Genomic DNA, 8,103 nt, shown 5'->3' on the forward strand with positions numbered 1-8,103 from the left:
AGCTAAAATTTTATATCTCATCCCTGATGAAAATTGCTATATAGTTAATATTTAGCTAAATCACAAACTAACTCATACAAAATTAAAAATATAGAACATGATGAACTACCGCATTACTCTACTTCCCGGTGACGGCATTGGCCCTGAAATTATGGCAGTGGCGGTAGATGTCTTGAAAGTAGTTGGGAACCAATTTAACCTCAACTTTGAATTTCAAGAAGCTCCTATTGGTGGAGTGGCCATTGATGCTACAGGGGAACCCCTACCCGGTCAAACTCTAGAAATGTGTCGTAATAGCGATGCGGTATTATTAGCAGCCATTGGTGGTTATAAGTGGGATAATTTACCGCGCCATCAACGGCCAGAAACTGGACTATTAGGACTAAGGGCCGGATTAGGATTATTTGCCAATTTACGGCCTGCCAAAATTTTGCCCCAATTAATAGATGCTTCTAGTCTCAAACGAGACATAGTTGAAGGAGTGGACATTATGGTAGTGCGAGAATTAACTGGTGGGGTTTATTTTGGCACACCCAAGGGCGTTTTTGAGACGGAGACTGGAGAAAAACGGGGTGTCAATACAATGGCCTATACTGAGTCAGAAATTGACCGTATTGCTAAGGTGGGGTTTGAGACGGCCCAGAAACGAGGGGGTAAGTTGTGTTCCGTCGATAAGGCAAATGTTTTAGAAGTCTCTCAGTTGTGGCGCGATCGCGTTACCTTACTTGCCCCAGAATATCCAGATGTAGAGTTATCTCATTTATATGTAGATAATGCTGCTATGCAGTTGGTTCGTTGGCCAAAACAATTTGATACTATCGTTACAGGAAATTTATTTGGGGATATTCTCTCTGATGCTGCTGCTATGTTGACAGGGAGTATTGGGATGTTACCTTCTGCGAGTTTAGGTGCTTCTGGACCGGGAGTGTTTGAACCTGTTCATGGTTCGGCGCCAGATATTGCGGGTCAGGATAAAGCTAATCCTCTGGCACAAGTTTTAAGTGCAGCAATGATGTTACGTTATGCTTTAGAGCAACCTGTGGCAGCAGACAAAATTGAAAAAGCTGTTTTGGAAGTATTGGAGCAGGGTTATCGTACTGGGGATATTATGTCCGAAGGAATGAAACAGGTGGGATGTAAAGAAATGGCAGAGGTTTTGTTAAAAGTTTTGAGTGTCTAGAGTTACTACTGCTAAGTTATCTAACTTTTCTTCGATAGTTGCTAATTGAGTATTAATTGATGCTTTTCTAAATTACTGCTCCTTAATTTGTTCAATATTTGTTTTAGCTTGCTCGATCGTTGGGGCGGGTTCATCTCAATATGGTTTAGCCTGATTAATTTGAACTAGAACCCACCCCTACTATTGCAACATTTTAGGCGTGTCAGTCCACTACTGGCGTGACACGCCTAAAAATGTAGGTTGGGTAGAACGATAGTGAAACCCAACAAAGCCTTATTGTTGTTGGGTTTCGATACCTCAACCCAACCTACGCCTAAAGCACCATTTTAGATGTGTCAGTCTAGTAGGTAGGTCTAATTAAACGTTAATAAAATTGTAGGGGCGGGTTTAACCGAAAGCCTTGACGTAAGCGCGATCTAGTTCTCGCTTATCCGCCCTCTAATACCAATTCCCAAAAGTAATGCTATACTTGATCAACACTTCAGTTATTAAGTAATTACCTTTGTAGAATCACCTTTTTACTGATTTGAGGCAAGTTAATGTTAATTATTCTTATCTTTACTTCTCCCGTACGGACGTTGCATGCAACGTCCCTACACTTCCCTACTCCCCTACTCAATCAAATGTATAAAAGTTTTTGAGAAATGGTATAATATTTATTGGATTTATCTATGCTCACCTACTTAGTAGTTAAGTTTTGTCAAGAAAAACGGTAATGGGTTTGAAATATGAGAGACTATAAATAAATAATTTCTGCGTTCAAGGGAAGTAGGCGATCATGACTCATGATTTTCTTAAGCCTCAGAAAATAGGTGGACTCGATACCAATACCCAGGCTGGACAACGAAGTCCGTTTGCCAGTCGTCCCTTTGCCAGAATTCCTAAACCTGAAATGTCGCCCCAAGATATACAAACGATGCGGGAACGAGCGGCACGAGCGGGTAATCCCATGGCTAAGGCGTTGGGAATTCCAGAACCCACTGTTCAACGGGAAGAATTGCCAGAAGAAGAGAAGCAAGAAAACCTCCAGATGAAGGCAAATGAGTCTGTTCAACAAAAGCAGGAACAGCCTGACCTACAAACATTGATCAGACAAAGAGCTGCACGAGTGGATACACCACTACAACGGATGATGAAGGCTCAAATGGCTCAAGCTCAGAGCTTGAAGCAGCAAGAAGAGGAAAAACTTCAAACCAAGTCTGAACTGACTGTTCAACGGGAAATGATGCCAGGAGAAGAGGAAGAAAATCTTCAGATGCAGTCAGAACCTACCCTACAACCGCAAGAATTACCAAAGGAAGAGGAAGAAGAAAACCTCCAAATGCAGGCTAATGAGTCGGTTCAACGACAGGAGATGGAGGAAGAAGAAGACTTGCAAATGAAGCCAGAACCTAGCCTCCAACTTCAGGAGATGGAGGAAGAGGAAAATCTTCAGATGCAGTCAGAACCTACCCTACAACGGGAAGAATTGCCAGAGGAAGAAGAAGACAAAACCCTGCAAATGCAGTCTGAGGATGCTATTCAACTGAAATGTCAAGATTGTGAACAGGAAAAAGTAGAAGTTCAACCGAAGCTAACCATTGGTGCGCCTGGGGATAAATATGAACAGGAGGCGGATCGAGTTGCGGCGCAGGTGGTGCAAAGGATTAATGCGCCAGCAACTCCTCCTGTATCTTCTCCCAATGGCGGCGGAGAAAATAAGATTCAGAGTAAGCCAGCAATTCCTCTCCTCCAGCAAGTACCAGAACCTTCAGAAGAAATTCGGGAGCAGGGGAGGGAAAAAATGTTTCGGAGTCAAAGTGAATTTGACCAGCGAGTATCTCGACAAGGGGTAGAGGCTTCAGTTCCTAATGTACAAGGGGATTTTGAGCGTACCTTAAATCGTGCTAAGGGAGGAGGTTCACCTTTAGATAGGGCTTTTCGAGGGAAGGTTGAACCGGAAATGGGTGCAGATTTTAGTGGGGTGAAGGTACATACTGATTCTGAGGCGGATCGGTTGAGTCAGTCTATTCAAGCGAAGGCGTTTACTACAGGAGAGGATATTTTCTTTAAGAAGGGAGAGTATGAGCCTGGGAGTAAGGAGGGACAAGAGTTGTTGGCGCATGAGTTGACTCATGTAGTGCAACAGAATAGTAGGACTCAATCAATTCAGAGGCAAAAACGAAAAATCAATCCGATCGAACAAAACCTCTTAGACCGATTGGTTAAGCTGGGCAATGCGGCAACAAGGGAAGGTGCTAAAGGAAAAGAATTCAAGAAAGTCGTGGATAGCTTCAAAAAAGCATTAGAACAACGCTTAAAATCTCTGAAAGTGGGAGAGTCATTACCTCCTGAGGTGAAAATAGTAATGTATACGCTTCTTTTATGGAGTCAGGATCCAGGCAATAAATGGGGAGAGGGGGTGTGGGATAGCAATGATTTGCAACTAAGCGCCCCAGATTATGCGACCATATCTGCGAGTCAGTATAAATGCAATGCTTATGTGGCTGAGGTGTTGTACAAAACGCTTGGTATCATTCACAAAGCTCATAAATCAGCAGAACAAAAAGGGAAATACTACCCCTACAGGGCCAGGGAATGGAGCAACCCAAAACAGAAGATTCCTCATTTCAAAATTGTCAAGGAGCCTAAAATGGGCGACGTTTGGGCAATTGGTAGTCACATTGGTGTGTACCTGGGGAAATATGAAAATAAATTGCTTTATATCAGTGCACGAGATCTTTTCCTTTCCCGCGATTTTTTTGGAGGCTCGTTACAAAAGATTGACGGTATCCAGATTAAATATGGTGAAAGCGGCGGAGTATACCGACGGTATACTCCAAGCGCCCCCCAACCGAAACCTCCTGTCCGAACCACTGTAGGGCATATGATTATTTGGTTTAAGGTGGATTCGACGACGTTACGGAAAGACAAGGAAATAGACTCTGAGATTCACCTGGCTGTGGCAATTAAAAGGGCTAAACAGCATTTGAGTCAGGCAGGAAATGGAGCCAAAATTGAATTACATGGGTATGCCTCTGAAGAAGGGTCGCCCAGTTACAACATGAAGCTATCCAGAAACCGAGCAATACGTATAAAAGCCGTATTCTCTGCAGCCGGTATTCCAGAAAGCAAAATTATGATAAAGCCCCATGGTGAGGACAAATCGTTGCCCACTCGACCGCTAAATCGCCGCGTGGAAGTTCATTTTGGGGTTGTGGCTGGAAATCGGTGATGAGCTGATCAATTCTAAAATTGTTTGATTTGGTGCGTTACGGCTTAAACTGTCCCAAAAGCAGTGCGATCGCCGATCTTGTAGGTGCGTTAATGAAATTTAACGCACCGAACCAATCGATCAAGGTGCGTTACGGCGCAACAGAAAAAATATTCTTTCTCTTGAGCAAACAAGCGCCTAACGCACCCTACTGGACTTGTGTCAATAATGATTCTGTTGTTTCCAACTTTTCCGAAGCAGCTAAATTTCTGTAAAAAAACGATTGACTAAAACGGAAATATCTGGAAACGCAAGATGGTGCGGGTATAAAANGCACCGAACCAATCGATCAAGGTGCGTTACGGCGCAACAGAAAAAATATTCTTTCTCTTGAGCAAACAAGCGCCTAACGCACCCTACTGGACTTGTGTCAATAATGATTCTGTTGTTTCCAACTTTTCCGAAGCAGCTAAATTTCTGTAAAAAAACGATTGACTAAAACGGAAATATCTGGAAACGCAAGATGGTGCGGGTATAAAAACCAACGTTATGATAGACTACTATATCCATAGTATCATAGGAACAAAACAATAATACCTATAATATAATTATGTGGAAAAAAATTGCCGAACATATCACCCAAGTCACGGTCGAAAAATTTGAAGTCAGTAACCATAGTTCCGTCGGTGGAGGTTGCATCAATAATGGTTATAAACTGACCGATGGCACTCGTGGCTATTTTGTCAAAATTAATCAAGCTTCCTTAGTGGAAATGTTTCGAGCAGAAGCATTGGGGTTAAAACAAATGTGGGAAACTCAGACTATTAGAGTTCCTAAACCCTTATGCTATGGAACAGAGGGAAATAATTGTTATATAGTATTAGAATGGTTAGACTTAGGTGGTCGCGGTAACGATAAATCTTGGGAAGAGATGGGGCGTAACTTAGCTGCTTTACATCGCTATCAAGGAAAAAGCGAATTTGGTTGGGATATTAATAATACTATCGGTTCCACACCCCAGATTAATACTTGGGTAGCAGACTGGGCAGAATTTTGGGCAACACATCGCATTGGTTATCAGCTCAAATTAGCAAAGCGTAGGGGTGGCAGTTTTAGTCAGGGCGATCGCCTACTAAAAGCTATCCCAGAATTATTAGCAAGTCATCAACCGCAACCTTCTCTAGTTCACGGAGACTTATGGGGGGGAAATGCTTCAGTTACTGCGGATGGAGACCCCGCAATTTTTGACCCGGCGACTTATTGGGGCGATCGCGAGGTTGATATTGCCATGACAGAATTATTTGGTGGTTTTCCCGCTGCTTTCTATCGTGGTTACAATGAAGTTTGGCCTTTAGATGATGGCTACAAACAACGGAAAATTCTTTATAATTTGTATCATATTTTGAATCATTTTAATCTATTTGGTGGTGGTTATGCTTCTCAAGCAGAAAGAATGATTCAGCAACTATTATCAGTTATCAGTTGAAGTAGCACTCAGCACTCAGCACTTCAGCAATCAGCTTTTCAAGGTGTATAATGGGGGGTTGAAACCCCCACGCAAAGCGCGCCACTAATTTTTCAAACTCTTGTGGGGGACTTACCCTTGAATTTTTAGCTGATAGCTAAATGCTGTTTGCGTAGGATGACCTAAGAAAAAGCTGATAGCTAGTTAACAGTTAATAGTTATCAGTCCCGCAGAAACCGGGTTTATCGACGAAATTTCCCGATGAAAATAATCAGGGTAATAAACCCGGTTTCTTGTTTATAACATCTTATAGAAGTCCTAACCGTATCTATTTAACAAGTTACGAGTTGAATACCCATCTGGGTTTTATGATTCTGGCAGTCTAAGCCTTCATAATTTTTCGGTTTCCCGAACCCTTATTGTGATTAGGCTCGACTAAACAGCTTTCCTAAACCCTTTGTATTTCAAGAAAAGATACACTCAGGGGTTCTATAGAACCCCAAAACCCCATCTCCTCACCTCCCCATCTCTCAATCTCCCCATCTCCCCGCGTCTCCGCGTCTCCGCGTCTATGTAAAAGATAGATCCGTTTAGGGGTTCTATATCATGTCCGGATAAGAGCGTGATAGAACTCCGTTCCGAGGTGCGCGACCAAAAAACGTTCTGCTTTTTATACTTTCTTTCTCCCCTCTTCCTTCGTGACTCCTGTAGGCGCGAATGGCCATTCGCCCCTACTGACTTCTGACTTCAGCTATAGCATTTCTCAAAAATTTAGAGAGACCTTGAAAAGCTGATAGCTGATAGCTGAGTGCTGAGTGCTACTTCAACAGCAACTAAACTCCATAACTGTCAGACTGGTACCAGTATAAACCACCTGTTCGAGTTGAAAACCGCTAGCTGCAAACAAATCTTTATATTCCTCTTCTGTACGCCAATGCCCCCCTGGGTTAGTAATCATCATTTGCACTGCTGCCAAAGCAGGTATTGTGCCATCAGGATATTCTACAGGCGCTCCCAAAGAAGGAACTAAAGTTTGTAAAAGTATTACCCTACCATTTTTAGAGAGAGCTTCCCGACAGTTAGTCAGCACCTTAATTGAATCTTCCCGACTAAATACTGATAGAAAATACTTCATTGTAATCGCATCAGCACCCTTTGGCAAAGATTCTAAAGCACTACCACCGACAATTTTTACTGAGTCAAGAACTCCATATTTAGAGATATTATTAGGAGCAGTTTCTACCTCATGGGGTAAGTCAAATAAAATTCCTTTACAGCCAAATCTTTTAACAATATTAGCAATTAATGTTCCTTGATTTCCTCCTACATCCATCACTGTTTGAAAACGACTAAAATCATAAACTTCAAACAATGGATCGACAGCTTCAGCAGTTAGGAAACTCATGGCATTATTGAACAGATATTTACTTTGCGGATTTTCTGTCATAAAAGAACTATAAAAATCCTTTCCTTTAGCTAATTCAAAAGGTACTTCTCCAGTCTTTAAACTACTTTCTAATTCTCGCCAACCATCCCACATATCGGGTTCTGTAATGTGCATTAAAAAATGACCGATAGATGGGGAATCATTTGTAATNGTTAGGAAACTCATGGCATTATTGAACAGATATTTACTTTGCGGATTTTCTGTCATAAAAGAACTATAAAAATCCTTTCCTTTAGCTAATTCAAAAGGTACTTCTCCAGTCTTTAAACTACTTTCTAATTCTCGCCAACCATCCCACATATCGGGTTCTGTAATGTGCATTAAAAAATGACCGATAGATGGGGAATCATTTGTAATTAAAAGTTCTGATAATTCTGTAGCAGCAAAAACACGCCCTGGCTTTTCGACAAATACTCCTAAATGAGCTAAAGCACGCAAGACAACATAAAGTTTTTCTGCTTTTGTTCCTGTTTTTTCTGCTATTATTTCAACAGTTTGTGGTCCATAATGTAGTAAATTTGGGATGCCTAAATTTGTAGCGGTATAAACACACTGACTTTGCCAGTAACCGTAGATAATTCGGTAAATTTTCTTCTTAGATTCTGATGCTGTTCCTAACATAATTATTCTCCAATTTTTCTACTATAGTAATATGAGATGATTCGTGAAAAAAAGTTGTAGGGGTTTGGTTTCCAAATCCTATTTTTGGTTGGGTTGGGAGACCACACTACTACGATAATTTGTTTCCCAATTTAATTTCTGGGAGGGTTGGGAGACCAAACCACTACGATAATTTGTTTCCCAATTTAATTTCTGGG

General features: G+C 41.6%; 4 protein-coding genes and 1 pseudogene. 3 read left to right on the top strand and 2 right to left on the bottom strand.

The features are described 5' to 3' along the window. The first annotated feature begins 97 nt into the window (after positions 1 to 97). The 3 genes from leuB to AFK68_RS20405 all read left to right on the top strand — a co-directional run bounded on the left by leuB (position 98) and on the right by AFK68_RS20405 (position 5,859). Positions 98 to 1,180: a 3-isopropylmalate dehydrogenase gene (leuB, locus tag AFK68_RS20390; protein WP_094674590.1), complete on the top strand. Its 1,083-nt coding sequence runs from the start codon at positions 98 to 100 to the stop codon at positions 1,178 to 1,180. Positions 1,181 to 1,958: 778 nt separating this feature from the next. Then, complete coding sequence (locus tag AFK68_RS20395; protein ID WP_094674592.1) at positions 1,959 to 4,394, top strand: DUF4157 domain-containing protein; 2,436 nt, start codon at positions 1,959 to 1,961, stop codon at positions 4,392 to 4,394. 589 nt (positions 4,395 to 4,983) lie between these two features. Continuing rightward, a complete protein-coding gene (locus AFK68_RS20405) occupies positions 4,984 to 5,859 on the top strand; it encodes a fructosamine kinase family protein (RefSeq protein ID WP_094674596.1) in 876 nt (291 codons plus the stop codon). An 802-nt stretch (positions 5,860 to 6,661) separates the two neighbouring features. On the opposite strand, the gene AFK68_RS39335 is transcribed toward AFK68_RS20405, so the two are convergent. Continuing rightward, on the bottom strand, positions 6,662 to 7,435 hold a 774-nt coding region (locus AFK68_RS39335; RefSeq protein WP_246844306.1), incomplete at its 5' end, for a methyltransferase. Between the two features lies 1 nt (position 7,436). Continuing rightward, positions 7,437 to 7,906, bottom strand: a pseudogene (locus tag AFK68_RS45850) (methyltransferase dimerization domain-containing protein); the annotation flags it as partial. Positions 7,907 to 8,103 lie beyond the last annotated feature (197 nt).

It is taken from the genome of Hydrocoleum sp. CS-953 (assembly GCF_002260545.1).
Lineage (GTDB): Bacteria > Cyanobacteriota > Cyanobacteriia > Cyanobacteriales > Microcoleaceae > Trichodesmium.